The sequence below is a fragment of the Micromonospora sp. GCM10011542 genome (genome assembly GCF_042650685.1).
Taxonomy (GTDB): Bacteria; Actinomycetota; Actinomycetes; order Mycobacteriales; family Micromonosporaceae; genus Micromonospora.
On sequence record NZ_JBHSBO010000015.1, the window covers coordinates 32,924 to 59,388 of the forward strand.

General features: G+C 74.0%; 21 protein-coding genes. 16 read left to right on the forward strand and 5 right to left on the reverse strand.

Translation table 11 applies throughout. The features are described 5' to 3' along the window. Positions 1-31: 31 nt before the first annotated feature. Positions 32-2,176: a prolyl oligopeptidase family serine peptidase gene (locus tag ACFOW4_RS04660; protein ID WP_377524811.1), complete on the reverse strand. Its 2,145-nt coding sequence runs from the start codon at positions 2,174-2,176 to the stop codon at positions 32-34. A gap of 86 nt (positions 2,177-2,262) precedes the next feature. On the opposite strand from ACFOW4_RS04660, the gene mshB reads away from it, so the two are divergent. The 3 genes from mshB (at position 2,263) to ACFOW4_RS04675 (ending at position 4,187) form a co-directional block, all read left to right on the forward strand. After that, positions 2,263-3,189 carry an N-acetyl-1-D-myo-inositol-2-amino-2-deoxy-alpha-D-glucopyranoside deacetylase gene (mshB, locus tag ACFOW4_RS04665; protein WP_377524813.1) on the forward strand — a complete coding sequence of 309 codons (927 nt, stop codon included), beginning with the start codon at positions 2,263-2,265 and terminating at the stop codon, positions 3,187-3,189. 17 nt (positions 3,190-3,206) lie between these two features. Further along, positions 3,207-3,641 carry a hypothetical protein gene (locus ACFOW4_RS04670; protein ID WP_377524816.1) on the forward strand — a complete coding sequence of 145 codons (435 nt, stop codon included), beginning with the start codon at positions 3,207-3,209 and terminating at the stop codon, positions 3,639-3,641. A gap of 81 nt (positions 3,642-3,722) precedes the next feature. Then, complete coding sequence (locus ACFOW4_RS04675; protein ID WP_377524818.1) at positions 3,723-4,187, forward strand: hypothetical protein; 465 nt, start codon at positions 3,723-3,725, stop codon at positions 4,185-4,187. Positions 4,188-4,337: 150 nt separating this feature from the next. Here ACFOW4_RS04675 and ACFOW4_RS04680 read toward each other — a convergent pair whose 3' ends face one another. Further along, positions 4,338-5,345, reverse strand: coding sequence for a GNAT family N-acetyltransferase (locus ACFOW4_RS04680; protein WP_377524821.1), 1,008 nt, complete (start codon positions 5,343-5,345; stop codon positions 4,338-4,340). Between the two features lie 79 nt (positions 5,346-5,424). On the opposite strand from ACFOW4_RS04680, the gene fdxA reads away from it, so the two are divergent. The 7 genes from fdxA to ACFOW4_RS04715 all read left to right on the forward strand — a co-directional run bounded on the left by fdxA (position 5,425) and on the right by ACFOW4_RS04715 (position 10,983). Continuing rightward, entirely contained in the window at positions 5,425-5,751 is a 327-nt protein-coding gene (fdxA, locus tag ACFOW4_RS04685) for a ferredoxin (RefSeq protein ID WP_007464872.1), read from the forward strand. Beyond that, positions 5,748-6,854, forward strand: a complete 1,107-nt coding sequence (dapC, locus tag ACFOW4_RS04690) for a succinyldiaminopimelate transaminase (RefSeq protein ID WP_377524901.1) — start codon at positions 5,748-5,750, stop codon at positions 6,852-6,854. Before fdxA ends, dapC begins: the two co-directional genes overlap by 4 nt. Positions 6,855-7,020: 166 nt before the next feature. Continuing rightward, on the forward strand, positions 7,021-8,001 hold the full coding sequence (locus ACFOW4_RS04695) for a prephenate dehydratase (protein ID WP_377524823.1): 981 nt from the start codon (positions 7,021-7,023) through the stop codon (positions 7,999-8,001). A 1-nt stretch (position 8,002) separates the two neighbouring features. Next, on the forward strand, positions 8,003-8,614 hold the full coding sequence (locus ACFOW4_RS04700; RefSeq protein ID WP_377524826.1) for a hypothetical protein: 612 nt from the start codon (positions 8,003-8,005) through the stop codon (positions 8,612-8,614). After that, positions 8,614-9,675, forward strand: coding sequence for a prephenate dehydrogenase (locus ACFOW4_RS04705; protein WP_377524828.1), 1,062 nt, complete (start codon positions 8,614-8,616; stop codon positions 9,673-9,675). The genes ACFOW4_RS04700 and ACFOW4_RS04705 overlap by 1 nt, the downstream gene beginning before the upstream one ends. Positions 9,676-9,685: 10 nt before the next feature. Beyond that, the gene (locus ACFOW4_RS04710; RefSeq protein WP_377524830.1) at positions 9,686-10,336 is read left to right on the forward strand and encodes an SIMPL domain-containing protein; all 651 of its coding nucleotides are present in this window, start codon (positions 9,686-9,688) and stop codon (positions 10,334-10,336) included. Further along, positions 10,336-10,983 carry a nucleoside/nucleotide kinase family protein gene (locus ACFOW4_RS04715; RefSeq protein ID WP_377524833.1) on the forward strand — a complete coding sequence of 216 codons (648 nt, stop codon included), beginning with the start codon at positions 10,336-10,338 and terminating at the stop codon, positions 10,981-10,983. The genes ACFOW4_RS04710 and ACFOW4_RS04715 overlap by 1 nt, the downstream gene beginning before the upstream one ends. A gap of 18 nt (positions 10,984-11,001) precedes the next feature. Here ACFOW4_RS04715 and ACFOW4_RS04720 read toward each other — a convergent pair whose 3' ends face one another. Further along, positions 11,002-11,559, reverse strand: coding sequence for a sugar O-acetyltransferase (locus tag ACFOW4_RS04720; protein WP_377524837.1), 558 nt, complete (start codon positions 11,557-11,559; stop codon positions 11,002-11,004). A 157-nt stretch (positions 11,560-11,716) separates the two neighbouring features. Between ACFOW4_RS04720 and ACFOW4_RS04725 the strand changes: the two genes are divergently transcribed. Next, positions 11,717-15,016, forward strand: coding sequence for a S8 family serine peptidase (locus ACFOW4_RS04725; protein ID WP_377524839.1), 3,300 nt, complete (start codon positions 11,717-11,719; stop codon positions 15,014-15,016). Between the two features lie 50 nt (positions 15,017-15,066). Here the strand turns inward: ACFOW4_RS04725 and dapD are convergent, their stop codons facing one another. Then, positions 15,067-16,026 carry a 2,3,4,5-tetrahydropyridine-2,6-dicarboxylate N-succinyltransferase gene (dapD, locus tag ACFOW4_RS04730; RefSeq protein WP_377524842.1) on the reverse strand — a complete coding sequence of 320 codons (960 nt, stop codon included), beginning with the start codon at positions 16,024-16,026 and terminating at the stop codon, positions 15,067-15,069. Positions 16,027-16,128: 102 nt separating this feature from the next. Here dapD and dapE point away from each other — a divergent pair, with 102 nt between their 5' ends. Beyond that, the gene (dapE, locus tag ACFOW4_RS04735; RefSeq protein WP_377524844.1) at positions 16,129-17,202 is read left to right on the forward strand and encodes a succinyl-diaminopimelate desuccinylase; all 1,074 of its coding nucleotides are present in this window, start codon (positions 16,129-16,131) and stop codon (positions 17,200-17,202) included. Positions 17,203-17,243: 41 nt separating this feature from the next. Here dapE and ACFOW4_RS04740 read toward each other — a convergent pair whose 3' ends face one another. Next, complete coding sequence (locus ACFOW4_RS04740; protein WP_377524847.1) at positions 17,244-17,414, reverse strand: hypothetical protein; 171 nt, start codon at positions 17,412-17,414, stop codon at positions 17,244-17,246. Between the two features lie 154 nt (positions 17,415-17,568). On the opposite strand from ACFOW4_RS04740, the gene ACFOW4_RS04745 reads away from it, so the two are divergent. The 4 genes from ACFOW4_RS04745 (at position 17,569) to ACFOW4_RS04760 (ending at position 26,307) form a co-directional block, all read left to right on the forward strand. Further along, a complete protein-coding gene (locus ACFOW4_RS04745) occupies positions 17,569-18,450 on the forward strand; it encodes a TIGR00730 family Rossman fold protein (RefSeq protein WP_377524849.1) in 882 nt (293 codons plus the stop codon). Between the two features lie 2 nt (positions 18,451-18,452). After that, complete coding sequence (locus ACFOW4_RS04750) at positions 18,453-18,998, forward strand: TIGR00730 family Rossman fold protein (RefSeq protein WP_377524852.1); 546 nt, start codon at positions 18,453-18,455, stop codon at positions 18,996-18,998. A gap of 79 nt (positions 18,999-19,077) precedes the next feature. Next, complete coding sequence (locus ACFOW4_RS04755; RefSeq protein WP_377524854.1) at positions 19,078-22,761, forward strand: ATP-dependent helicase; 3,684 nt, start codon at positions 19,078-19,080, stop codon at positions 22,759-22,761. A 114-nt stretch (positions 22,762-22,875) separates the two neighbouring features. Further along, on the forward strand, positions 22,876-26,307 hold the full coding sequence (locus ACFOW4_RS04760) for an ATP-dependent helicase (protein ID WP_377524857.1): 3,432 nt from the start codon (positions 22,876-22,878) through the stop codon (positions 26,305-26,307). Positions 26,308-26,465: the final 158 nt, after the last annotated feature.

Below are 26,465 nucleotides of genomic sequence, written 5' to 3' on the forward strand. Positions count from 1 at the left end.
CGTCGACCGGGGGCCGCCGCGTTTCCGGGCGTCACTGCAGGTGGGTACGGAGGAAGTCGAGCTCCAGCGGGAGCAGGCGCTCCGCGGTGCCGTTCGCGGCCATGTGGGTGGCGCCGGTCAGCGGCAGCACCGAGTGCGGGCGACCCGCGTTCAACAGCGCCGCCGAGAGCCGCAGCGTGTGCGCCGCCACCACGTTGTCGTCGGCCAGCCCGTGCACCAGCAGCAGCGGCCGGGCCTGGTCCGGGTCGGTGACCGGCTCGGCCGCCAGCTCGACCAGCGAGTGGTGCGCGTAGATGTCCATCCCGTCGTCCGGCAGGCCCAGGTAGCGCTCCGTGTAGGCGGTGTCGTACAGCGCCCAGTCGGTCACCGGGGCACCCGCGATGCCGCACCGGAACAGCTCCGGGTGGCGCAGCACCGCCAGGCCTGCCAGCCACCCGCCGAACGACCAGCCACGCACCCCGACCCGGCCCAGGTCCAGATCCGGGTTCTTGCCGGCGAGCGCGGTCAGCGCGTCCACCTGGTCGGCGAGGATCACGTCGGCCACCCGCCGGTGGATCGCCTTCTCGAACGACGGGGCCACGCCCGGCGTACCCCGGTTGTCGATGGTGACCACCGCGAAGCCGTGGTCGGCCCACCACTGCCGCTCTAACCAGGCCGCCCGCGCGGCCACCACCTCCTGGTGACCCGGGCCGCCGTAGATGTCGAGCAGCACCGGCAGCCGCCGCCCGCTGACGTGGTTGTCCGGGTAGAGCACCGCCGCCGGCAGCCGCCGGTCGGTCACCCGTTCCAGCAGCGGGAGAGGGGAGTACGGCGGGTTGGCCGCCAACGAGCGCAGCTCCGCCACCTCCGCATCGCCGCGCCACACCGTCCAGCGCACACCGGCGTGGTCCAGCGAGGCCATCCCGATCACCAGCACGTCCCCGCCCACGGCGGCGGTGTGCCAGCCGGAGTCGGTGGTCACCCGCCGGGCGTCCACCCCGCCGCCGATGGTCGTACGCACCCGGAACAGGTGCCGTTCGCTCGGCTCGCCGTCGCTCGCCTCGACCAGCAGATCCGCCGGGCCGGTGCCGCTCGGCAGCCGGCCCACCACCCGCCGCACGTAGAGCGAGGGAGGGGTGAGCAGGGTGCCGTCGGCGAACAGGCAGCGCGCGTCGTACCCGTCATGGGCCAGCTCGCCGCCGACCAGCACCCGGCCGTCCGGCAGGTGCGCCGGCGTACCGGCGATCGGCTCCACCCAGCGCGGATCGGCCAGCTCGGCGTGCACCTGCGTCTCGCCGGTGCGCTGGTCCACCGCGAGCACCAACCCGTGCTGCTGCGAGCGGCGCAGCACGGTGATCAGCGGACCGCCCTCGGCCCAGCTCACCGCCGTCAGGTACGGGTAGGTCTCCCGGTCCCAGTGCACGTCCACCCAACCGTCGTCCAGGTCGAGCAGGTGCAGGCTGACCTCGGCGTTCGGCCCGCCCGCCCGGGGGTACGCGACCGCGGTCGGCGCGCTCGCCGGGTCGGCCGGGTCGTGCAGGTGCCACCGGTCCAGCCGGGATTCGTCGACCCGGGCGGCCAGCACCGACCGGCCGTCCGGCGCCCACCAGTAACCCCGGAACCGGCCGAACTCCTCGGCCGCGATGTGCTCGGCCAGCCCCCAGCTGACCCCGGCGTCCTCGCCGGCCAGCAGGCTGTCGGTGCCGTCGGAGTCGATCACCCGCAGCTCGCCCCGGCGGACCCCCTCGGCCGCGTCGGTCACGTACGCCAGCCGCTGCCCGGTCGGGTCCGGGCGCGGGTCCAGCACCGGGCCGACCGCCGTCACCTCCACCACGTCGCCGTGCACCAGGTCGGCCCGGAACAGCCGACCGGCCAGCGCGAACACGGCCACCCGCCCGGCGGCGTCCAGCGCGTACGAGCCGATGCCGGCGGCGCTGAGCCGCAGCCGTTCGCGCAGCGCGCGCTCGCCGGGCGAGAGCACCCCCGGGTCATCGCCGGAGCCGAGCAGGGTGGCCGGGTCGGCGACCAGCCGCTCCTCGCCGGTGGCCAGGTCCAGCAGCCACAGCGCGTCCGCCGGGTCCTCGGGGCCGGCGGAGCGTAGAAAGATCACCCGGGAGCCGTCGTCGGCCACGGAGATGGCGCGTGGTGCGCCGTGGCTGAACCGGCGGGTGCGGGCGGCCAGCTCCGGAAAGTCCACAGCCCAAATCGTAGAGCGGCACCGGGGGTGATGTGGCCGACCTGCGCGGACGCGTCGGCACGGGCTGGACGCAGGCGCCGGTTAGAGTGACCGTCGTGACGACGCTGCCCGATCGCCGCCTGCTGCTGGTCCACGCGCACCCCGACGACGAGTCGATCGGCACCGGCGCGACCATGGCCCACTACGCCGCCGCCGGCGCGCACGTCACGCTGGTGACCTGCACCCTCGGCGAGGAGGGCGAGATCCACGTCCCGGAGCTGGCCCAGCTCGCCGCCGCCCAGGCCGACCAGCTCGGCGGGTACCGGATCGGCGAGCTGACCGCCGCCTGCGCCGCGCTCGGCGTCACCGACCACCGCTTCCTCGGTGGCGCGGGCCGCTACCGCGACTCCGGCATGATGGGGCTCGCCACCAACGAGCACCCCCGCGCCTTCTGGCAGGCCGACCTCGACGAGGCCGCCGGGCACCTCGTGGAGATCATGCGCGAGGTACGCCCGCAGGTGCTCATCACGTACGACGAGAACGGCTTCTACGGTCACCCCGACCACATCCAGGCGCACCGGGTCGCGATGCGCGCCGTCGAGCTGACCGCCGCGCAGGGTTGCGCCCCGGCGAAGGTCTACTGGACGGCCATGCCGAGCAGCGTGCTCGAGGCCGGCATGACGCACTTCGCCGAATCCTCGGACAATCCCTTCGCCGGCATCCAGGACGTCGCCGACCTGCCCTTCGGCACCCCCGACGCGGAGATCGCGGCCCGCATCGACGCCACCGACCGGCACGCGGCCAAGGAGGCCGCCATGCGGGCACACACCACCCAGATCCCGGCCACCTCGTGGCTCTACTCGATCGCCGGCAACTTCGGCAGCGAGTTCATGGGCGTGGAGTTCTACACCCTCGCGGTCGGCGAGAAGGGGCCGGGCAACGGGCCGTACGGCTGGGAGGACGACCTGTTCGCCGGCCTGCCGGACGACGCCGGTCCGGCCCGGGCCCCGGTCGCGGCGGCCGGCCTCCGGTGAGCCTGCCCGCCACGCCGATGTCGGTCCTGCCCGACGAGAGCGCCCGGCCGCCGGCGGGGCCGCCGCCGCGCCTGCTCGACGTGGGGCTGCGGGTGGCCGGCGGGGTCGTCGTGGCCGTCGCCGGCGTGCTGACCGGGGTGCTGGAGCTGCTGCTCGCCACGGTCCGCGTCGGCGGGCAGTTGATCGGCGTGTCGGCGCTGCTCGCGATCGGGGCCAACATCGCGCTCAGCTGGTTCGCGCACGCGACGGTGGGCCGCCGCTGGGCGGTGGCACTGCCCGCGGTGCCGTGGTTCGCGCTGATGGTGGTGGCTGCCGTCCGTACCACCGAGGGCGACCTGCTGCTGGCCGGCGACAACTGGGTCGGCCTGGCGATGATCGTGGCGGGCGCGATGACCTTCGCGGTGATGGGCTTCCGTCAGATCCTGGCCCCACCCTCGGTACCGCGCGGGTGATGACGCCACCCAGGTACGGGTGGTAGATATTCCTGCCAGGAAACGGGCCCCGGTGCGGGGCGTACGGCGGGAGGTCGTGCGGTGGACAAGCGGTGGCGCGACATCGGAGTGCTCGTGGGAGCGCTGTTCGCGGTCAACGTGGTCGCCCGGCTGATCACCCGGTTCGGCTTCGACGGTGACGACGCCGCAGCCGACCGGGTGTCGCTGGCGATGTTCGTGGTGATCGGGCTGATCCTGGCCGCGGTGGCGTTTCTCTGGGGTCGCCGCCGGCCGCTGGCCGCCTGGTCGGCCGACGTGGCCCTCACGGTGCTGCTGGCGATGCTGCTGACCGTGCTGGTCGGGCCGCTGCTGGTCGGCTACAACCCCTTCGCCGGTGGCGCGGGCACCTTCTTCGCCCAGATCTGGCTCTACCTGCTCGCCACCGGCGCCGGGGTGCTGGTCGGCTACCTGGTGCTCACCGCGCTCGGGCTCGACCACCGCTCCCAGCAGCTCAAGCGGTTCGCCGAGGTCAAGGCCGCCAAGCCCCGTCGCGTCGTGCGCCGCTGACCCGGCTGCGCGCGCTGGCGTGCGCGGGTGCGTGGGCCTCGCCCTCGCGGGCCTGGCCGGCTTGATCGACTCGGTCTCCTGGAAATCGGGGTGTCCGGGTGAGTGGGACAGCCCGACTTGCAGGAAACCGAGTCGATCTCCGTGGGACGGTCAGTGCGGGGCGACCCGGGTCAGATAGGTGTGGTGGGTGACGAAGCCGAGCCGGCGGTAGAGCGCCACCGCCGGAGTGTTGCGCTGCTCGACCTGGAGGAAGGCGTGCGTCGCACCGAGCGAGCCGCCCCACTCGGCAAGCGCCGTGATCACCCGGCCGGCGAGCCCCTGCCGACGCGCCGCCGGCAGCACCTCGATCAGGCTCAGGCCCAGCCACCGGCCCTGCCCGGTCACCGTGCCCCGGCCGATGGCGACCAACTCGCCGTCCACGTACACGTGCGCGAAGCGGACCTGGTCCACGCCGGTGAGCACGTGCCGGGCAGCGTCCGACAGGCCACCCTTGCGGCCGGCGGCGATGGCCAGCCACTCCGAACTCGGCACCTCGGACAACTCGATGACAACCCGCGCGGCCGGTGTGCTGGCCGGCCCGCCAACGGACTCCCCGGCTCGCGCAGCGGCCGTGCCGCCGCCGGCGGCGGCGGGCAGGGGGAGCGGCACGGTCTGTACCAGCACCGGCGGGCGACTGCCCCAGCCCCGCGCGTCCAACTCGGCGCCGATCGGCGCGGCGAGCGGCAGCGGCGTGTTGACCATGGCCACCAGCCCCTGCCCGGCGTACCAGCCTTCGACGGCGTCCAGCGCGGCCGGCAGCGGCCGGTCCGGGTCGCCGATCGGCAGCGCCGAGTTGGCCCGACCGGTCCAGCCCTCGGCCGAGCGCAGCAGCCAGTCGCCGAGCCGCCCCCGCACCGGCGCCGGCCACGCCTCGTCGGCGGCCAGTTCCAGGGCCACCACAGCGGCGGCGGTCGGCCGGCGGGTCGGTGGCACCCGCTTCGCCCGGTGCACCTGCGCCACCGGCACCCGTAGCGGGCCCTGCGCGGTGGCCAGGGTGAGATGGGTCTCGCTCAGCTCGACCAGCTCGCCGAGGGCGTCGGAGAAGAGCGGGCGGCCTTCGCGAATCCCCACAATCCGGCGGACCACGATCCGGTGTCCCACATCCTGCTGTCGGAGCACGATTCTCCCCCTCCCCGGCGAGATACTAGGCTCTTACCGTCGCGGGAGATCGCGGCGTGTCTTGCGGAGGAGAAGACCGGTGACCTACATCATCGCCGAGCCGTGCGTGGATGTGCTCGACAAGGCATGTATCGAGGAGTGCCCGGTCGACTGCATTTACGAGGGCAACCGGATGCTCTACATCCACCCCGACGAGTGCGTCGACTGTGGTGCCTGTGAGCCCGTCTGCCCCGTGGAGGCGATCTTCTACGAGGACGACGTCCCGGAGCAGTGGAAGGACTACACCGGCGCCAACTACGAGTTCTTCGAGGACCTGGGCTCGCCCGGTGGCGCCTCGAAGATCGGCAAGGTCGAGAAGGACGCGACCTTCGTCGCCGCGCAGCCCCCGCGCGGCGAGGGCCACTGAACCGGCTCGCGCCGGTCTCGTCGCGGCTGCCCGAGTTCACCTGGGACACCCTGGACGCCGCGGCCACCCTGGCCGCGGCGCATCCGGAGGGCCTGATCAACCTCTCCATGGGCACGCCGGTCGACCCGGTGCCCGAGGTGATCCGGCAGGCGCTGGCGGAGGCGTCCGACGCCCCCGGCTACCCGTTGACCGCCGGCACGCCGGCGTTGCGTGAGGCGATCGCGGCCTGGGTCGCCCGGGCGTGCGGTGCCGGGGTGGACGGTCTCGGCGTGCTGCCGACCATCGGCAGCAAGGAACTGGTCGCCTGGCTGCCCACGCTGCTCGGCATCGGCCCGGGTGACGTGGTGGTGGTGCCGTCGATCGCGTACCCCACGTACGAGGACGGGGCCCGACTGGCCGGCGCCACCGTGGTACGGGCCGATTCGCTCACCGCGGTCGGGCCGACGTCCCGCGTCCGGCTGGTCTGGGTCAACTCGCCCGGCAACCCGACCGGCCGGGTGCTGCCCGCGCCGCACCTGCGCAAGGTGGTCGACTGGGCACGGGAGCGCGGCGCGGTGGTGGCCAGTGACGAGTGCTACCTGCCGCTGGGCTGGTCGGCCCAGCCGGTGTCGGTGCTGTCCCCGGAGGTGTCCGGCGGCAGCTACGCCGGTGTCCTGGCGGTGCACTCGCTGTCCAAGCGGTCCAACCTGGCCGGGTACCGGGCCGGCTTCGTGGCCGGCGACCCGGCGCTCGTCGCCGAGTTGCTGAAGGTCCGCAAGCACGCCGGCATGATCGTGCCCGCTCCGGTGCAGGCGGCGATGGTGGCCGCGCTGCGCGACGAGCGGCACGCCGACGAGCAGCGGGAGCGCTACCGGGCCCGACGCGAGGTGCTGCGGGCCGCGTTCACCGGCGCCGGGTTCACCGTCGAGCACTCGGAGGCCGGCCTCTACCTGTGGCTGACCCGCGGCGAAGACTGCTGGCAGACGGTCGACTGGCTGGCCCGGCGGGGCATCCTGGTCGCCGCCGGGGTGTTCTACGGCCCTGGCGGCCAGCGGTACGTCCGGGCGGCGCTGACCGAGTCCGACGAGCACGTCGCCGCGGTCGCCGGCCGGCTGCGCGAGTAGCCGTACGCGATCGACCGACCGCACCTGTTAGTTTCGATTTTCGTCGATGCGACGGGCCAATGGCGGCGCTCGCAAACGGTAATCTGCTCCCCTGGCACGCGTGCGGCAGCATTGGCCGTCGATCGCACGCGTCTGAAAGCCGACGGGCGCGTGGGGAGTGACGGGGATGGGTGGCGGTATTCGTGCGGCGGAGATTCAGCCAATCGTCGGTTTCCTCGGCCCGGAGGGCACCTTCACCCATCGCGCGGCCCGCGCCCTGCACCCGACGGCGGCCGAACTCCGGCCCGAGTCGACGATCGCGGCGGTGATCGCCGGGGTTGCCGAGAGCCGTTACGAATTCGGTGTCGTTCCCATCGAGAACACCGTCGAAGGCATCGTGACGGCAAGTCTGGATCAGATCATCTTCCGTGCGGACGCGGTGCTGATTCGCCGGGAGACGTCGGTGCGTGTCACGTTCGACGCCTACCGATCGCGGGACGCGTCTGCCGCGCCCGCCGTCGTCGGTAGCCATCCACACGGATTGGCCCAGTGTGCGCGGTACGCGGCGCGCCTCGGCATACCGGTGGAGCAGTTCCCGTCCACCGCTGCCGCTGTGCGGGCGGCCGCCGAGCGGCCCGAACTGCTCGCGATCGGCGCGTCCGGGCTCGACGAGGTCTATCCGGTACGGGTGGCCGACCGAGCGGTCGAGGACCATCCGGGTGCGCAGACGCGATTCGTGTCTCTCGGTCGGTCGGATGGCAGGGAACTGCCGAAGCCCGCAGGCCCGGCGGAGCTGACCTGGAAGACGACCATCGCGCTCACCCCGCGCCGGTCCCACCCCGGCGTGCTCGCGCAACTCTGCACCCAGTTCGCCGACCGGGGGATCGACATCATCTCGCTGGCTTCGCGGCCGCTGCCGGGCTTCGCCGGCCGGTACGTCTTCGTCGTCACCGTGGACCATGACCGGGAGTCCGTGAGCCTGGCGCGGGCGGTCACCCACCTGTTGCAGGAGGGTGTCCGGGTGAAGTACCTCGGCAGTTACCTCTCCGACCATCTCGCCGCCAACGCGGACGAGCACCTCGCGTTGGTCCCACCGCCGGGCAGCCTCGGGCTGGCCGACTTCGAGGAACTCGTCCGGATCTTCAGCGGTGGCACGAGGGTCCAGTGACATGCGCCATCTGCATCCGCTGTTGCGCGATCGGAACATCGACGGAGTGCGGCACGCCTCTCTTGCCACGGCTGCCGTGATTTTCAGCATCCTCAACGTGCTGGTTCTGCAGAACACGGATCTGCGGGACGCTCGTACAAAGGCTGCCGCAGTACTGCTTTCCGCGCTCAGCCTCGCCGTCCTCGGCAGCATTGTGCAACGACTGTTCCTGCTGATCTGGGCCCAACCGGTGCTCGGGCAGTGGATCTACGAATCGTCGTCGGGCAACTGGGGGCTGGCCCGCATCGGTCTGCGCGGCGGGGAGTTGACCTATTCGGTCCAGCTCTACCGGACGGAGCGGGATGCCCTGGCAGCGGTGCGGGGCGAGCCCGGCTTCGTCTCCCGGTGCTTCGCCACGGTCTCGTCGGTGGGCGTGACCTACGAGAAGGGTGACGTCGAGTTGATCTACAAGATCAACCAGTCCCACGAAGACTACGCTGCGCGCAGCGGGATGCTCACGCTTTCGCCGCTCAGCGAGTGGGCGATGAAGGGTTACTGGAAGAGCGATATTCTAGGCACTGAACCAAGTCGGGGCATTCTTGATATGTACCGACCGAAACGCCGAGGTGCGTGATGGTGAACAGACCCGGTCAGAAGCTGCGGGCGGCGGTTCTCGGCACCGGCCTCATTGGCGGCTCCATTCTGCTCCGCCTGCACGAGTCGGGGGTCGACGTCACCGGCTGGGACCCGGATGCCGCGACCCGTTCGGAGGGCCGGTCGCGAGGCATGGCCTTTGCGGAGGACCTGACCGAGGCCGTCCGCGACCGGGACGTGGTGTTCCTCTGCGGCCCGCTGCCGACCCTGCCGGAGACCCTGCTCACCGCGGCGAAGTATGCCGCGGATCGCTGCGTACTTACCGACGTCGGGAGCACCAAGGCCGCAGTGGCCTCGTTCGCGGTGGACCACGGCTTGACCGACCGGTTCGTGCCGGGTCACCCGATGGCCGGCACCGAACGGGCCGGATTGACCGCCGCTATGCCCGCGCTGTTCGAGGACGCGGCCTGGGTGCTGTGCCCGGCGGCGGAAGGCATCGAGGCGTTCCGGATGTTGGTCGGCCTGATCCTCGACGTCTTCCAGGCGCGCGTGGTGCCGATGTCGCCGGCGGTGCACGACTCGGTGGTCGCGCTCTCGTCCCACGTACCGCACCTGCTGGCCGGCAGCCTCGCTGGCGCGGTGGCCGGTTCGGACGTCCGTGACGCCATACTCGGGCTCGCCGCCGGCAGCTTCCGGGACGGCACCCGGGTCGCGGGCACCCCCGTGAAGCGCACCGCGGACATGCTCATCAACAACCGGGAGCAGGTGCTACGGCAGTTGCGGGAGGTGAGCGCGTTCATCGACGGGCTGTCCGACTCCCTGCAGCGCTACGACGTGGACGCGCTGGTGGAGCAGTACCGGTACGCGCGGGGCACGAGGGTCGCCCTGCTCGACCGCGACCTGCACTCGTTCTGCAGGCAGTTCCCCTTGAGCGGCGACCGGGCCGACGAGGTGGCGTACCTGCTGGAACTTGGCGCGGCTGGTGGTTATCTCACTGGTTGCCGTGTCGGTGACAGTTGGGTGGAGTACGCCGGGCACCGGCCCCGACCGGATGACCAGAGCGGATCGCCGGGCCCGGCGCGACGGCCCGCGGCTGACTAGGGTGAGGGGCATGGCGGTGGACGGGCCGGTGGTGGCGGTGCGGGGCGAGGCGTACCGGGAGGTGCCGCCCGAGCTGGCCCGTTTCGCGGTCACCGCGATCGCCCGGGACCGGGACCGGGAGGCCACGCTGACCCGGCTCGCCGAGCGGGCCGCCGCCATCCGGGTGCTGCTGGACGGCTCGGGGCCGGTGGTGGCCCGGCGGGAGACCGGCGATCTGCGGGTCCGGCCGGAGACCCGACGTTCGGGCGAGCGGGTGGTGGCCTGGCACGGCAGCGTGACCACCACGGTCACCGTCACCGACTTCGCCGGGCTCGGCGAGCTGATGCTCCGGCTGGCCGACCAGGACCAGGTGGAGGTGGCCGGCCCCTGGTGGGAGCTGCGCCCGGACAGCCCCGCGCACCGCGAGGCGCGGCACGCGGCGATCGCCGACGCGCTGCTGCGCGCCCGCGAGTACGCCGAGGCGCTGGGCGCCCGGATCACCGGGCTGATCGAGCTGGCCGACGCGGGTGCGGGCGAGCGCCCCATGTTCGCCCGTGCGGCGTTCGGCGGGGGTGGCGGCGAGACGGGTGGGCCACCGGAGTTGGACCTCGATCCGCAGCCGCAGACCGTGCAGGCGGCCGTGCAGGCGCGCTTCACGATCAGCGACCCGGTCCTGGGCTGATGCCGTCCGCCCAGGTCCTGCCCGTCGACGAGCTGGTGGCGCGTGCGCGGGCGCTCGCCGAGGCGGGCCCGCGGCAGCTGCTCGGCATCACCGGTGCGCCGGGGGCAGGGAAGTCCACGCTGGCCGAGCGGATCGTCGCCGAGGTCGGCCCGGCCGCCCGACTGGTGCCGATGGACGGCTTCCACCTCGCGCAGTCGCAGCTGGTCCGGCTGGGCCGCGCCGACCGCAAGGGCGCGGTGGACACCTTCGACGCCAACGGGTACGTCTCGCTGCTGCGCCGGTTGCGCCGGTTGGAGCCGACCTCCGTCTACGCGCCGGAGTTCCGCCGGGAGCTGGAGGAGCCGGTGGCCGGTGCGATCGAGGTGCCTCCCTCGGTGCGGCTGGTGGTGACCGAGGGCAACTACCTGCTGCTGCCGGACTTCCCGTGGGTGGAGGTCCGGGCACTGCTGCACCAGGTCTGGTTCCTCGACCTGGACGTGGAGCTGCGGCTGAGCCGGCTCACCGCCCGGCACGAGGCGTACGGGCGCTCGCCCGAGCAGGCACGCGCCTGGGCGCTGGGCAGCGACGAGGTCAACGCCGCCCTGGTCACGGGCACCGCCGAGCGGGCCGACCTGGTGGTCCGGCTGGCCGAGGCCCCGCCGGTCTGACGGGGCGGGCGGTGGACGTCAGTCGAGCTGGCGTACCGGCCGGGCCGGGTTGCCGACCGCGACGACGTCGGCGGGGAGGTCCCGGGTCACGACCGCACCGGCGCCGACCACGGTGTTCGCCCCGATGGTCACGCCGGCCAGCACGATGGCACCGCCTCCGAGCCAGACGTTGTCGCCGATGGTGATCGGCTTTGCGGCCTCCCACTTGTCCCGACGTGGTCCCGGCTCGACCGGGTGGGTCGGGGTGAGCAGTTGCACGTTCGGCCCGACCTGGACGTCCGCGCCGAGGGTGATCCGGGCGACGTCGAGGAAGACCGCGTTGTAGTTGATGAAGCTGCGCGGCCCGATCCGGATCTGCCAGCCGTAGTCGCAGTGGAACGGCGGGCGGATCCAGGTGCCCTCGCCCAGCTCGCCGAGCAGGTCGGTCAGCGCGGCGAGCCGGGCCACCGGGTCTGCCGTGGGACTGGTGTTGAAGCGTTCCATCAGCCGGGCGGCCCGGTCCAGGTCGGCGATGATCTCGGGATCGTCGGCCAGGTAGGGCTCGCCGGCCAGCATCCGGTCCTTCATGGAGGTCACCGGTCGATCGTGCCGGTCGGGGGCCGCCCGCGTTGGTTGGTCCGTCATATTTGCGTCTTCCTTATGCATACCCGGTATGCAATTCTGACGGATGTCAATGCGTCTCCTGTGGTAACGACGCTCCAGCGAGGAGGATCCGTTGCATCGAACAAGAAGAATGACCGGCGCCGCCGTCGCCCTGGCCCTGGTGCTCGGCACCCCGGCCATCGCCGCGGCCGCTCCGGCCACGACCGCCACCGCCCCGGACACCGCCGGGCGGCCCGCCGCCGGTGCCGCGGACCCGACCACCGTGACCCTGCTGACCGGGGACCGGGTGACCGTCACGGCCTCCGGTTCCGCCGCCGTGCGTCCCGGCCCCGGGCGAGCCGGCATCCGTTTCCTCACCACCCGCGACCGGGGGCACCTCTCGGTGCTGCCGCAGGACGCCCTGCCGCTGGTCCGGGCCGACCGGGTCGACGCCCGACTCTTCGACGTCACCGGGCTGATCGCCGCCGGCTACGACGACGCCCACCGTGAGGAACTGCCGGTGCTGCTGACCGGCGGCGCGGGCGCCCGGCAGCGTACCGCCGCCCCCGCCGGGCTGACCGTCACCGCGGAGTTGCCGGCGATCGGCGGGGTCGCCGCGACGGCGGCCAAGCAGCGGGCCGGGACGGTGTGGGCGGCGCTCACCGGCGCCGGCGCCCGGGTCGGCACGGCGGGGGGTGCCGACCGGATCTGGCTCGACGGCCGGCGGCGGACCACGCTCGACCACAGCGTGCCGCAGATCGGCGCGCCGGCCGCACACCAGGCCGGCTTCACCGGCCGGGGGGTACGCGTCGCGGTGCTGGACACCGGCGTCGACGCCACCCACCCCGACCTGGCCGGCCGGGTCGCCGAGGCGGCCAACTTCACCGAGGTGCCCGAGACCGGTGACACCGTGGGGCACGGCACCCACGTCGCGTCGATCATCGCCGGCAGTGGCGCCGCCTCCGGTGGCCGGTATCGGGGCGTCGCCCCGGACGCCACGCTGCTGGCCGGCAAGGTGTGCGAGGACCAGGGCTGCTCCGAGTCGGCGATCCTGGCCGGCATGCAGTGGGCCGCCGTCGACCAGCACGCCGACGTGGTCAACATGAGCCTCACCGGGCCGGACACGCCGGAGGTCGACCCGTTGGAGGCGGCCGTGGAGTCGCTGACCGCGCAGACCGGCGCCCTCTTCGTGATCTCCGCCGGCAACGACGGCACGGACGGCTCGGTCGGCTCGCCGGGCACCGCGGACGCCGCCCTCGCGGTCGGCGCGGTGGACCGTGACGACGCGTTGGCGGACTTCTCCAGCCGTGGCCCACGGATCGGCGACAGCGGGCTGAAGCCGGACCTCACCGCTCCCGGCGTGGAGATCGTCGCCGCCCGCGGCGACGGCACGCTGCTCGGCGACCCGGTGGGCGACAGGTACGTCTCGCTCTCCGGCACCTCGATGGCCGCGCCGCACGTAACCGGTGCGGTGGCACTGCTCGCCCAGCAGCACGGCGGCTGGACGGCTGGCCAGCTCAAGGCCACCCTGATGGCCTCGGCGAAGCCGCATCCGGCCCAGACGGCGTACCAGCAGGGTGCCGGCCGGGTCGACGTGGCCCGGGCGATCACCCAGCGGGTGGTCAGCGACCCGGTCAGCGTGTCGTTCGGCCGGGCCGTGTCGCCGCACGACGACGACACCCCGATCACCCGCCCGCTGGGCTGGCGCAACGACGGCCCGACCCCGGTCACCCTGGACCTCACCGTCGAGGTGACCGGCCCGGACGGGCAGCCCGCGCCGGCTGGCATGTTCGCCCTCGGCGCCAGTCAGGTCACCGTGCCCGCGGGCGGCACCGCCGGCACCACGGTCACCGCCGACACCCGGATCGGTACCGACGGCTACTGGACCGGCCGGATCGTGGCCCGCGCCGGGACGGCCGTGGCCGTCACCCCGTTGGCGGTGAACCGGGAGGTGGAGAGCTACACGGTCACCGTGCGGCACCTGGACGGCACCGGCGCGGCGACCTCGGACTACGGTACCTCGCTCGTCGATCTGCGCACCTTCGCCACGTACTACCCGTACGACCCGGACGGCACGGTGGAGATCCGGTTGCCCAAGGGCCGCTACGGCCTGGGCAGCATCGTCTTCGGCGACGACGGCGCGGCCGCCCAGCTCGCACAGCCGGAACTGGTGGTCGAGGGCGACACTACGGTCACCGTCGACGCCCGGCTGGCGCGGCCGGTACGCGTCACCGTGCCGCAGCGCTCGGCTGCTCCGGCCCTCGTGGACATCGGGGCGTACTACTTCGGCGAGGACGGCTCGTACGGCTTCGGCCTGCTCGCGTTCGACTTCACCGGACTGGCCACCGGCCAGCTCGGCGCGGCGGTGTCGAAGGAGCGGTTCTTCGCGACGGTGAGCAGCCAGTGGGCCGAGCCGGAGGTGGCCGCCAGCCCGTACCTCTACGCGCTCAGCGAGGGCTTCCGCGGCCGGATGCCGACCGGCTTCCGCAAGGACTACCGCAGCCGTGACCTCGCCACCGTCACCCACCGGTTCCAGGGCAGCCAGCCGGGGCTGGTCGCCGAGCGGGCGGTCTTCCCGCACCTCGACCCGGACGTGGGCGGATGGGCGGTCGTGCTGCCCACCGTGGTGCCCGGACAGCGGGTCGAGCACTACAACACCCGGGGCCTGCGCTGGTCCTCGGAGCTGAGGTTCGGGGTCCCCACCGAGGAGGGGTGGACCGACCTCAAGGCGGGGTTGAGCGCGGAGCCGCGGGCGTACCGGGCCGGCCGGCACACCCGGGAGAGTTGGAACAGCGCGCCGTACGGGCCGTCCTTCCCGGCGCCGCGCTGGCCCGGCCAGGGCGTGACGCGGCTCGGCGACGAGGTGACCGTGGACGTGCCGATGTTCAGCGACGCCGAGGGCCACGCGGGTGGCTCGGTCACCGACACCGCCCGGACCGCCCTCTACCGCGAGGGCGTGCTGGTCGGCGAGGTGGACCAGCCGGGCTTCGGGCAGTTCACGGTGCCGCCCGGTGCGGCCAGCTACCGCGTGGAGGTGTCGGCGAAGCGGAGTTTCACGGACCTCAGCACCGAGGTCAGCACGGCGTGGACGTTCCGGTCCCGGCACGTCGCCGGCGACGACCAGGCCGCGCTACTGGTGTCGGCCATCCGGTTCGCGCCCCGGCTGGACCGGGACAACGCTGCCCCGGCCGGGCGGAGCCTGGTCATCCCGGTGCAGGTGCAGCGCCAGCCCGGCGCCGACGGGACGCGGATCACCCGGCTGACCGTCGACGTCTCCTACGACGGCGGCCGGACCTGGCAGGCCGCCCGGGTGCGGCACGGCGGGCACGGCTGGACGGCCACCGTGCGCCATCCCGCCGGTGCCGGGTACGCCTCCCTGCGGGCGACCGCCCGGGACGCGGCTGGCAACACGGTGACGGAACGGATCATCCAGGCGTACCGCCTGCGGTGAGGCGTACCCCGTCGGGTTCGCGGCTGCGCGCCGCGGACCCGGCGGGGCCGTCAGTCGTTGGCGTGCAGAGCGGCGTTCAGCTCGATGCCCCGCCCGGTGCGGGGCCGGGCCTCCAGCGCGCCGGTGACCGAGTTGCGCCAGAACAGCAGCCCGTTGACCCCGGAGAGCTCGCGGGCCTTGACCACCCGGCCGTCCGGCAGGCTGATCTTCGAGGCTGCGGTGATGTAGCAGCCCGCCTCCACCACGCAGTCGTCGCCGAGCGAGATGCCGACGCCGGCGTTCGCGCCGACCAGGCTCCGCTCGCCGATGCGTACCCGGTCGGTGCCCCCGCCGGAGAGGGTGCCCATGATCGAGGCGCCGCCGCCGATGTCCGAGCCGTCGGCGACCACGACGCCCTGCACGATCCGCCCCTCCACCATGGAGGTGCCGAGCGTGCCCGCGTTGAAGTTGACGAAGCCCTCGTGCATCACGGTGGTGCCGGCGGCCAGGTGGGCGCCGAGGCGGACCCGGTCGGCGTCGGCGATCCGGACGCCGGAGGGGACCACGTAGTCGGTCATCCGGGGGAACTTGTCCACCCCGTACACCACCAGGTGGCGACCGGCGGCGCGCTCGATGACCCGCAGCTCGTCGACCCGCTCCGGCGGGCACGGCCCGGCGGAGGTCCACGCCACGTTGGCCAGCTTGCCGAAGATGCCGTCCAGGTTGAGCTCGTTGGGCCGGACCAGACGGTGGGAGAGCAGGTGCAACCGGAGGTACGCGTCCGAGGCGTCCTTGATCGGGTCGTCCAGCGAGCCGATCACGGTGACCACCTGCACGGTACGCAGCCCGGGCAGCGCCCGGTCGCCGAGCGCTCCCGGCGGCAGGTCGAGCACGTCGGCGGTGTCCTCGCCGGAGACCAGCGGCAGCTCGCCCAGGCCCAGCTTGCCGGTCGGGTACCAGGTGTCGAGCACCTGCTCCTCGGCCGTCACGGTGGCCAGGCCGATGCCCCACGCGGAATCTGCGGACGTCACTGTTCCACCTCTCGTTCGCGGCCCGGCCGGTCTCTGCGCACCGACTCCGGGGCCCGCAAGCTCACTCCTCGCGCTGACAGCCCTGAAGGTACCGTGCGAACCATGGAGAACCCGCTGACCCCCGAGGTCCTCGCCGATCCGGTAGCGCTGACCCGTGTACTGGTCGACATCGAGTCCGTGTCCCTCAACGAGAAGGCGATCGCCGACTGCGTGGAAGAGGTGCTGCGGGGCGTACCCCACCTGAGCACCCAGCGGCACGGCAACACCGTGATGGCGCGTACCGACCTGGGTCGGTCGCAGCGCGTCGTGCTGGCCGGGCACCTGGACACGGTGCCGCTGAACAACAACTTCCCGTCCACCATGCGCGGGGACCTGATGTACGGCTGCGGCACCTCGGACATGAAGTCCGGCGTCGCGTACGCGCTGCACCTGGCCGTCACCCTGCCCGACCCGCGTTACGACGTGACGTACTTCTTCTACGAGGCCGAGGAGATCGAGTCGAAGTACAACGGCCTGCACCTGGTGGCCCAGGCGCACCCGGAGTGGCTGGACGCGGACTTCGCCGTGCTGCTGGAGCCGACGTACGGCATCGTCGAGGCCGGCTGCCAGGGCACGATGCGGGCGATCGTGACCACCACCGGTGAGCGGGCCCACGCGGCGCGCTCCTGGCACGGGGTGAACGCCATCCACGCCGCCGGCGAGGTGCTGCGGCGGCTCCAGACGTACGAGGCGCGCCGGGTCACCATCGAGGGCTGCGACTACCGGGAAGGGCTGAACGGGGTCCGGATCCACGGCGGCGTGGCCGGCAACGTGGTCCCGGATCGGTGCGAGATTGAGATCAACTACCGGTACGCCCCGGACCGTGACCCGGCGGCGGCCGAGGCGCACCTGCGTGAGGTCTTCGCCGGCTTCGAGTTGACCGTGACCGACGCGGCGGCCGGTGCCCCGCCCGGGCTGGAGGCGCCGCCGGCGCAGGAGTTCCTGGCGGCGGTCGGCGCCGCGCCGATCGGCAAGCTGGGCTGGACCGACGTGGCCCGGTTCGCGGCCATGGGCATCCCGGCGCTCAACTTCGGCCCCGGTGACCCCAACCTGGCCCACCACAAGGACGAGCACGTCGAGATCAGCAAGATCCGCGACGGCGCCGCCACCCTCCACCGCTGGCTGGCCACTGCCTAACCCACCGGCCCGGCCGCCGCCCGATGATCAAGAGGTTTGCGTCAGCCGGGCCCGTTGTCGGTGACGCAAACCTCTTGATCGGCTCCGGGTGGGGTGGTGGCCGCGGCGGCGGCCGGTTCGAGGTGGCGGGTGCGGCGGCGCTCGGCCACCACGTCACGGATCCGTCGTTGCATCTGGCGACGGATCCGGATCATCTCGGCGTTGCTGATCACGCTGGCTCCTCCCCCGAAGGCGCGCGCCCGGGCATACCCGGTATGTGAATAGTAAGACGTACGGGCGAGCCGAATAGTTGCCCAAGATCCCGAACTATTTCTCCGGGTTCCCGCCCCGCACACCCGGCGGGTGCCGCTCTACTACGGTTGCCCCATGAGCCAGAGCAACGGGCGGGAGGCCGGCCGCGATCCGGGACGGGAGCGGCATCGCGGTGCCGTCACGCTGCGCCGTGGCGCGATCCCGAGCAGCACCGCCGACCAGCGGCTGCTGGATTCGCGCGGGCGCGGCGACTGGAAGACCAGGGACGCCTGGCGGGCCCTGCGCATCCTCTCCGAGTTCGTCGAGGGTTTCGACACCCTCGCCGACCTGCCGCCGGCGGTCAGCGTCTTCGGCTCGGCGCGCAGCGGCCCGGACAGCCCGGAGTGCCGGCTGGCCGAGGAGTTGGGCGGCGCCCTGGCCCGAGCCGGCTATGCGGTGATCACCGGTGGTGGGCCGGGCGTGATGGAGGCCACCAACCGCGGCGCCAGCGAGGCCGGCGGGCTCTCCGTCGGGCTCGGCATCGAGCTCCCGTTCGAGCAGGGCATCAACGACTGGGTCGACCTGGCCATCGACTTCCGTTACTTCTTCGCCCGCAAGACCATGTTCGTCAAGTACGCCCAGGCGTTCGTCGTGCTGCCGGGCGGCTTCGGCACCATGGACGAGCTGTTCGAGGCGCTCACCCTGGTGCAGACCGGCAAGGTCACCCGCTTCCCGGTGGTGCTGATGGGCACGGACTACTGGCGCGGGCTGCTCGACTGGCTGCGCGACACGATGGCCGCCTCCGGCAAGATCGGCCCGGTCGACCTGGAGCTGATCTGCCTCACCGACGACGTCGACGCGGCGGTCCGGCACATCGTCGAGGCCGAGGCGGCGCTCTCCGGCGAGCAGGAGGCGGTCCGCGAAGAGGCGGTCGCCCGGACCGGCGCGGACCAGCAGGCCGCCGCCGAGCAGGCGTCCGACGAGCGGCGCCCGGAGTCCGGGTCGGGGGAGGGCTGACGGTGGCCGCGATCTGCGTCTTCTGCGCCTCGTCGCGCACCCTGGACCAGCGCTGGCTGGACCTGGCCACGGAGACCGGCGCGGAGCTGGCCCGCCGGGGGCACACGCTGGTCAGCGGTGGTGGCTGCGTCGGAATGATGGGCGCGGTGGCGGATGGCGCCCGGGCCGCCGGCGGGCGCACCCTCGGCGTCATCCCGCAGGCGCTGGTCGACCTGGAGGTCGCCGACCTGGCCTCCGACGAGCTGCTGGTCACCGACTCGATGGCCAGCCGCAAGACCCTGATGATCGACAAGTCGGACGCGTTCCTCACGCTGCCCGGCGGACTGGGCACGCTCGACGAGCTCTTCGAGGTCTGGACCACCGCCACCCTGGCCCTGCACGCCAAGCCGATGGTGCTCATCGACACGGACGGCTTCTACCGCCCCTTGCTGGACTGGCTCGACGGGCTGGCCGACCGGCAGTTCCTCAAACCCGCAGGCCTCGGCCTGCTCACCGTGGTCGACTCGGTCCCCGCCGCCCTGGACACCCTCGAATCCCACCTGACCTGACCCACCCGGCCCGGCCTCGGGCCGGGACGGTGTGGGGTGGTGCGGTGGGGGTGTCGTACCGGCGTGATGGGATGAGCTGATGCAGGCGTACCGGTTGGTGCGTCGGTCCGCCGGGCCGACGCGGGGGGACGTCCCGGTGGCCGGGGTCGCCGACGGCCGGCCGGGTGGCGAGCGTGGGCCCGGAGGCGCGGCGGGTGGCGAGCGTGGGTCCGAGGGCGGGGGCGCGGCGGGCGATGGCCGGCGCGCCGATCCGGTGCAGGCGGAGGTGGTCGGGCACACCGACGGGCCGATGCTGGTGCTGGGCGGTCCGGGCACCGGCAAGACCAGCACGCTGGTCGAGGCGGTCGCCGCCCGGGTGACCGAGGGGGTCGACCCGGAGCGGATCCTGGTGCTGACCTTCGGCCGGCGCGGCGCCACCACGCTGCGTCAACGCATCGAGGCCCGGGTGGCCCGCGACGGCCACCGGGTGCTGCGCGAGCCGCTGGTGCGCACCTTCCCGGCGTACGCCTTCGGGTTGCTGCGCCGGGCCGCCGCCGAGCGCGGCGAGCCGTCCCCCCGACTGCTCACCGGTCCCGAGCAGGATCTGATCATCCGCGAGCTGCTGGACGTGGTCGGCGAGGAGCCCGAGGACGACCCGGTCGGCTGGCCCGACGACCTGCGGCCGGCACTGCGTACCCGGGCCTTCGCCGCCCAGCTACGGGATCTGCTGATGCGCGCCGCCGAGCGTGGGGTGGGGCCGATGGAGCTCGCCCGACTCGGCGACAAGCTCGGCCGCGCCGACTGGCCGGCCGCAGCCCGCTTCCTGCGCGAGTACGTCGCGGTGCTCGCCCTGCGCGACGTCAGCAACCGGGGCTCGATCGCGTACGACCCGGCCGAGCTGGTCCGGGCGGCCACCGGGCTGCTGCGCGACGACGAGGAGCTGCTGGCCGCCGAGCGTCGCCGGCTCGCCCACGTGTACGTCGACGAGTTGGCCGACACCGACCCCGCCCAGCTCGACCTGCTCGCGGTGATCGCCGGCGGGGGCAAGTCGCTGGTGGCCTTCGCCGACCCCGATTCGTCCACCTACGCCTTCCGGGGCGCCGACCCGGCGGGAGTCGTGACGTTCCCGCACCGGTTCCGTACCGCGTCCGGAGCTCCGGCCGCGCAGGTCCTGCTGACCACGTCCTACCGGGCCGGCCCGGGCCTGCTGGCCGCGACCGCCCGGCTGGGCCGCCGGCTGCGCGGCCCGGCCGCGCACCGCCGGCTGCGTCCGCTGCCCGACGCTGCGACGGGCGAGGTGCAGGTGCACACCTTCCGTTCGGCGACCAGCGAGGCAGCCTGGCTGGCCCACGCGCTGCGCTCCGCGCACCTGCTCGACGGTGTGCCCTGGTCGCAGATGGCGGTGCTGGTGCGCTCCACGGCGTTGCAGTTGCCGACCCTGCAACGGGCGCTGCACGGGGCCGGGGTGCCGACCGTGGTGCACGGCGAGGACCTGCCGCTGCACCTGCAACCGGCGGTGGCGCCGCTGCTGCTCCTGCTGCGCTGCGCGCTGGAGCCGGAACGGCTCGACGAGGAGGCGGCCGTCGCGCTGCTGCACTCGCCGCTCGGTGGGGCCGACCCGCTGGCCGAGCGCCGGCTGCGGCAGGGCCTGCGGGCCCTGGCGCTCGCCGGTGGCGACCGGCGCCCGTCCGGGGAACTGATCGTCGAGGCGCTGGCCGACCCGGCCGAACTGGCCGGCATCGACCGGCGCTGGGCCGAGCCGGCGCAGTCCGTGGCCGGATTGCTGGCCACCGCCCGTGCCGCCGCCGCCCGACCGGGCGCCACGGCCGAGGACGTGCTCTGGGCGGTCTGGGAGGCCAGCGGGCTGGCCGAGCGCTGGGCCGGGGCGATCGGCCAGGGGCGCCCGGCGGCGGGCGAGGGGGACGTGGCCCGCCGGCGACGCGCCGAGGCCGCCGACCGCGACCTGGACGCGGTGATGGTGCTCTTCGACGCGGCGGCCCGGTTCACCGACCGGCTGCCCGGCGCCCGCACCGAGGTCTTCCTCGACCATGTGCTCGCGCAGGACCTGCCGGCCGACACGCTCGCCCCGACCGCCGACCGGGGGGAAGCGGTCCGGCTGCTGACCGCCCACGCCGCCAAGGGCCTGGAGTGGGACCTGGTCGCCGTGGCCGGCGTCCAGGAGGGCATCTGGCCGGATCTGCGGCTGCGCGGCAGCCTGCTCGGCTCGGAGCGACTGGTCGACGTGCTCGCCGGCCGGTCCGTGGGCGCCGGTGCGACGGCCACCGTGGTGGGGCAGACCTCGGCGCTGCTGGACGAGGAGCGTCGCCTCTTCCACGTCGCGATCAGCCGGGCCCGCCGGCGGCTGCTGGTCAGCGCGGTCGCGTCGGCGGCGGTCGGCGGCGACGACCACGAGGAACAGCCGAGCCGCTTCCTGTACGAACTCGGCCCCACCCCGCCGCCCGCACCGCCCGGCGGTGCCGACCCCGCGACCCCGCCGGGTCCGCGCTCCGGCCCGGACACCGACGGTGGTACGCCCGCAGAGCCGACCCCCGACGGAGGCATTTCGGCTGACGGCGGTGCCGCGAGCGGCGGCACTCCAACCGGGCGCGGCTCCGGCAACGGCGCCTCGACCGATAGTGGCGCGGGCACCGACCGGCGGCGGGACGGCGACACGGGCAACGGCGGTGAGCGTGCCAGCGGCGTCGTCGTCGACGGTGGCCGGGTGGCCGCAGGTGCCGACGGTGACGACGGGTCCGACCGGCCGGGGGCGTTGCCGGTCACCCGGCCGCCGCGGGCGCTGACTCTGCCGGCGCTGGTGGCCGAGCTGCGTACCGCGATCACCGACCCGGCCGCGCCGGAGGCCCGGCGGCGCGCGGCGGCGGCCGAACTGGCCCGGCTCGCCGCCGCCGGTGTGCCCGGCGCGCACCCCGACGACTGGTGGGGGCTGCGGGCGCTCTCCGACGACCGGCCCCTGGTCGACGAGGGGGAGCCGGTGCGGGTCACCCCGTCGGCGATGGAGAGCGCGCTGCGGTGCAGCCTGCGCTGGCTGCTGGAACGGCACGGCGGCAGCGCTCCGGCCAGCACCGCCCAGGGTGTGGGCAACCTGGTGCACGCGGCCGCGATGCTGGCCGAGGACGCCAGTGCCGACCGGGGTGCGCTGCTGGACTACGTGGCGGCCCGGTTCGACGCGATCGAGCTGGCCGCCCGGTGGATGGCCGGCCCGGAGCGGGCCCGCGCCGAGGCCATGGTCGACAAGCTGCTGCGCTGGCTGGCCACCAACCCGCGCCGGCTGCTGGCCATCGAGCACGAGTTCGCGGTCCGCCTGGACGACCCGCACCGGCCGGTCGACCTGACCGGCCGGGTGGACCGCCTCGAGGTGGACGAGGACGGGCGGCTGGTGGTGATCGACCTGAAGACCGGCAAGTCCACCGCGGTCACCGGCAGCGACCTCGCCGAGCACCCGCAGCTGGGCGCCTACCAGGCGGCGGTGGAGGCGGGCGCGTTCGGTGAGTTCGGCGACGAGTCCGGTGGCGCCGCGCTGGTGCAGCTCGGCACGTCGGCCAAGGACGCCAAGGAGCAGAACCAGCCGGCGGCGGGCGAGGGGCCGGCGGCCGGCTGGGCGACCGCGCTGGTCCGGCGCACCGCCGATACGATGGCCGCCGCCACCTTCGCCGCGGTCGCCAACTCGAAGTGCCGGGTCTGCCCGGTGCGCACCAGCTGCCCGGTCTCGGGGCAGGGCCGCCAGGTCGTCGAGCCGCCGACCCTTCGCCCGGAGAATCCGTGAGGGCGAGGAGCGAGCCGGTGTTGCGAGCCCCGCAGTCCCGAACTGAGATGACACCGTGAGGGCGAGGAGTGAGCCGCTCTTGCGAGCCCCGCAGTCCCGAACTGAGATGACACAGTGACCCAGCCCACCCTGTTCGGCGCCGGCCCGGCGCCGGCGCCCCGCCTGGCCGACGCCGGCCCCCGGTACACCCCGGTGGAGCTGGCGAAACTGCTGCGGCTGCCGGCGCCCACCCGGGAGCAGGCCGCGATCATCGCCGCCCCGGTGGAGCCGCTGCTGGTGGTCGCGGGCGCCGGCTCGGGCAAGACCGAGACGATGGCCGCCCGCGTGGTCTGGCTGGTGGCCAACTCGTACGTGCGGCCCGAGCAGATCCTCGGGCTGACGTTCACCCGCAAGGCCGCCGGCGAGCTGGCGCACCGGGTACGCACCCGGCTCGACCAGCTGATCCGCCGCCTCGGCCGGCAGGGCCGGGACCCGCTCGACGACCCGCTGGCCGGCGAGCCCACCGTCTCCACGTACCACTCCTACGCGGGGCGGATCGTCACCGAGCACGGGTTGCGGGCCGGGTACGAGCCGTCCACCCGGCTGCTCACCGAGGCGTCCCGCTGGCAGTTGGTGGACCTGCTGGTGCGCAACTACGACGGCGACATGTCCGAGGTCGACCGGATGCCGAGCACCATCACCGACGCGGTGCTGGCGCTCGCCGGTGAGTTGGACGAGCACCTGGTCGAGCCGGACGAGTTGGCCGCCTGGACCGGCCGGTTCTTCGCCGAGGTGCAGTCCCGGCCGGGTCGGATCTACGCCGACGTGCGTAAGGCGCTCACCCTGCAGCAGACCCGGTTGCGCCTGCTGCCGCTGGTGCGGGCGTACGCCCGGCGCAAGGAGGACTTCGAGGCGATGGACTTCGCCGACCAGCTCGCCCGGGCGGCGCGGGTGGCCCGGGACCATCCCGGGGTCGGCGTGATCGAGCGGGACCGCTTCCGGGTGGTGCTGCTCGACGAGTACCAGGACACCAGCCACGCCCAGGTGGTGCTGCTCAACGCGCTGTTCGGCGGGGGGCACCCGGTGACGGCGGTGGGTGACCCGTGTCAGTCGATCTACGGCTGGCGGGGGGCGAGCGCCGGCACTCTGGACCGGTTCCCGACCGAGTTCGTCCGGGCCGGCGGTCGACCGGCCGAGGTGCTCGGGCTCACCACCAGCTGGCGCAACCGCCCGGAGATCCTGCGGGTGGCCAACGCGGTGGCCACTCCGCTGCGCGCGGCCGGTGCCCGGGTGCCCGAGCTGCGCTCCGCGCTGAGCGTCAAGGACCCCATCCCGCACCGCAGCCCGAGCGGCGCGGCCGGCGGCACCGTGCACTGCGCCCTGCTGACCACGTACGCCGACGAGGCCGGCTGGATAGCCGACAGTGTGCTCGCCGCCTGGCGTGGCGCGGCCCGGCTGCCCGGCGCGTTGCCCGAGCACATCCCGGTGGCGCAGCGGCCCACCACCGCCGTGCTGGTGCGGGTCCGCAGTCAGATCCCGGCCATCGAGTCGGCGCTGCGCGAGCGTGGCCTGCCGGTCGAGGTGGTCGGGCTGGGGGGTCTGCTGGACACCCCCGAGGTGCGCGACGTGGTGTGCACGCTGCGGGTGCTGGCCGACCCGACCGACGGGGCGGCGCTGCTGCGGCTGCTCACCGGCGCCCGCTGGCGGATCGGGCCGCGCGACCTGGTGGCGCTGCACCGGCGGGCCCGGGCCATCGCCAACGCCCGCCGGAAGCTGGCCGCCGACGACGCCCCGGAGATCACTCCCGACCTGCTGGACGAGGCGACCCTGGTGGAGGCGCTGGCCGACCTCGGCCCGGCGCAGGCGTACTCGGCGGAGGGCTTCGCCCGGCTGCGCGCGTACGGCCGGGAGCTGGCGCTGCTGCGCTACCGCCTGGACCAGGCGCTGCCGGACCTGATCGCGGACATCGAGCGGACCATCGGCCTGGACGTGGAGGTCGCGGTCCGGGCCGGCCGGGACGGTGCCGGCGACGCCGGTCTGGCCCGGGGTCACCTGGACGCCCTCGGCGACGTGGCGGCCCGGTTCAGCGGAGAGACCCCGGGTGCCACCCTGTCCGGTTTCCTGTCCTTCCTGACCGCCGCCGAGGACGAGGAGCGCGGCCTCGCGCCCGGCGAGGTCGAGGTGGTCGAGGGTGCGGTGCAGATCCTCACCGCGCACGCGGCCAAGGGCCTGGAGTGGGACGTGGTGGCGGTGGCCGGGCTGAGCCGCGGGGTGTGGCCCGGGCCGGTGCGCAACTCCGATCACTGGCTCGGCGGGCTGGGGGTGCTGCCGTTCCCGCTGCGCGGGGACGCCGACGGGCTGCCCGAGCTGCAACTCGACGAGGTGGCGGACCAGCGGGGCGTGGCCCGGGCGGTGTCGGACTTCACCGACGCCTGGCGGGCCCACGACGAGCGGGAGGAGCGCCGGCTCACGTACGTGGCGGTGACCCGGCCGCGCCGGCTGCTGCTCTGCTCCGGGTACTGGTGGGGCGAGGGGATCAAACGGCCGCGTGGTCCGTCGGTCTTCCTGCGCGAGGTGCAGGACGCCTGCCTGGACGGCGGTCCGGGGCACCTGGTCGACGCCTGGGCACCGGAGCCGACCCCGGACGCGGTCAACCCGACGGCCGAGGTGGTGCTCCGCGCCGAGTGGCCGGCCGACCCGCTGGGCGGCCGACGACCGGCGCTGGCCGAGGCGGCTGCGCTGGTCCGCCGGCTGATGGCCGACGGCGCGGCGACCCGCAGGCCGATCGAGCCGGCCGCCGTAGCGGTCGCGGGCGGCTCGGCCGGTCCGGATGGGCCGACGCCTTCCGCCGAGGTGGCGGTGGTGGATCCGGAGGTGGAGCGCTGGCGTCGGGAGGCGGACCTGCTGCTGGCCGAGCGGGCCGAGCTGACCCGGCTCTCCGGCGCGCTGGAGGTGGCCCTCCCCGGGCAGCTGAGCGTCACCCAGCTGGTGGCGCTGCGCCGCGACCCGGCGGCGCTGGCCCGGACGCTGCGCCGGCCGGTACCCACCGAGCCCAACCCGTACGCCCGCCGCGGCACCGCGTTCCATGCCTGGCTGGAGCAGCGCTTCGGCGCCGACCGGCTGCTCGACCTGGACGAGCTGCCCGGCGCGGCCGACGCGGACGCCGCCCCGGACGAGGCACTGGCCGAGCTCCAGGAGCGCTTCCTGGCCAGCGAGTGGGCCGACCGGGTACCGGTGGAGGTGGAAGTGCCGTTCGCCACAGTTATCGCCGGAGTGGTGGTCCGGGGGCGGATGGACGCGGTCTTCGCCCGGCCGGGCGGCCGGTTCGACGTGGTGGACTGGAAGACCGGGGCCCAGCCCGCCGGCGCCGCGGCGGAGGTGGCCGCCGTGCAGCTGGCGGTCTACCGGCTGGCCTGGGCCGAGCTGGCGGGCCTGCCGGTGGACCGGGTGGGTGCGGCGTTCCACTACGTGCGGGACGGGGTCACCGTGCGCCCCGCCGACCTGCTGGACGTGGCCGGCTTGACCGCGCTGATCGCCCAGTTGCCGGAAGATTCCGCCAGAGGTTGACCAACGCGGGGAAAACCGTGGTAGGTTGAACGGGTTGCAGTTTTGGTTACCAGAGACTCTGTGTGCGCCTGGCGGGATTGTGGCCCCAGGCGCTCTTTGTTGTGTCCGGAGTTCTCCGGGCGGGGCGACCAGAAGCGACAGGCGATTCGCGCATTCCC

Bases quoted from the DNA above. Each gene is read 5' to 3' on its own strand.
- ACFOW4_RS04695 (WP_377524823.1), top strand. From the start codon at position 7,021: ATGGGTGGCGGTATTCGTGCGGCGGAGATTCAGCCAATCGTCGGTTTC.
- ACFOW4_RS04715 (WP_377524833.1), top strand. From the start codon at position 10,336: ATGCCGTCCGCCCAGGTCCTGCCCGTCGACGAGCTGGTGGCGCGTGCG.
- ACFOW4_RS04725 (WP_377524839.1), top strand. From the start codon at position 11,717: ATGACCGGCGCCGCCGTCGCCCTGGCCCTGGTGCTCGGCACCCCGGCC.
- ACFOW4_RS04710 (WP_377524830.1), top strand. From the start codon at position 9,686: ATGGCGGTGGACGGGCCGGTGGTGGCGGTGCGGGGCGAGGCGTACCGG.
- ACFOW4_RS04670 (WP_377524816.1), top strand. From the start codon at position 3,207: ATGTCGGTCCTGCCCGACGAGAGCGCCCGGCCGCCGGCGGGGCCGCCG.
- ACFOW4_RS04705 (WP_377524828.1), top strand. From the start codon at position 8,614: ATGGTGAACAGACCCGGTCAGAAGCTGCGGGCGGCGGTTCTCGGCACC.
- dapE (WP_377524844.1), top strand. From the start codon at position 16,129: ATGGAGAACCCGCTGACCCCCGAGGTCCTCGCCGATCCGGTAGCGCTG.
- ACFOW4_RS04745 (WP_377524849.1), top strand. From the start codon at position 17,569: ATGAGCCAGAGCAACGGGCGGGAGGCCGGCCGCGATCCGGGACGGGAG.
- ACFOW4_RS04755 (WP_377524854.1), top strand. From the start codon at position 19,078: ATGCAGGCGTACCGGTTGGTGCGTCGGTCCGCCGGGCCGACGCGGGGG.
- ACFOW4_RS04700 (WP_377524826.1), top strand. From the start codon at position 8,003: ATGCGCCATCTGCATCCGCTGTTGCGCGATCGGAACATCGACGGAGTG.